At 63.2% G+C, this 892-nt stretch carries 1 protein-coding gene; it reads left to right on the top strand.

Annotated features, from left to right (window positions below):
* Positions 1–548: transposase (locus tag C6558_RS38780; protein ID WP_199197126.1), on the top strand; the 548-nt coding region annotated here is incomplete at its 5' end.
* Positions 549–892: the final 344 nt, after the last annotated feature.

Below are 892 nucleotides of genomic sequence, written 5' to 3'. Positions count from 1 at the left end.
GCTTAAGCGAGCGCAGCTCCTTTGTTAAATTCCTGGTGCCGCTCAGAAAAAAGAACTGGTTCGTCTACGCCAAGCCACCCTTCGCCGGACCCGAGGCCGTTCTGGCGTATCTGTCGCGCTACACCCATCGCGTCGCCATCTCCAACAGCCGGCTGATCGCGCTCGATGGCTCTGGTGTGACGTTCCGCTACAAGGACTACCGTCGCAGCGGTGACGAGCGTTATCGGGCCATGACGCTCGATCCAGATGAATTCATTCGCCGCTTCCTGCTTCACGTGCTGCCCATGGGCTTCCATCGCATCCGACACTATGGACTGCTTGCCAGCGCCGGCCGCGCGGCAAATGTCGCCCGCGCCCGCGTGCTTCTCGCCGCGCCCCAGCCTGAAATCGGCCGATCCGATGATGCCGATACTGCTGCCCCACCAGACTGGCGGCCGCCCTGTCCGTGCTGCGGCGGGCGCATGATCATCATCGAGACCTTCGAGCGCGACAACCACGCCCAAGCACCGCCATCCGCCGCCTCAACAACAAGGCCCCAAACGCCATGACCGCGACCCGCCCGTCACGCACCATTCCTGCCCAGGAACCTCATCGTCCCCGGAAGGATAACTTCGTCCGCCCGCGTCGAACGTCGCAACTAAACACACCAAATCGACCTCGCCGGAACCACCAGGCCGCAGCATGCGCGGCACCGGCGAAGTTCGCTCCGACCTCACCATGATCATTACCACCCCTCAGCCGCACTTCGGCCGAACACCACCCAACGAAAACGACAAATCCCCATAGACCGGCAACCGCGCTTTCCATCCCGCGGGTTCTTTCACTGGAGGCTTTCGGACGCCGGCCCGAGCCAGGCCAACGCGTGGAGCGCCAGCATCCGAAACCCATCACA

Source organism: Ensifer sp. NM-2 (assembly GCF_003024455.1).
Lineage (GTDB): Bacteria > Pseudomonadota > Alphaproteobacteria > Rhizobiales > Rhizobiaceae > Ensifer > Ensifer canadensis.
Note: the sequence above shows the minus strand (reverse complement) of the source record. Positions and strands in the feature narration are given on the sequence as shown.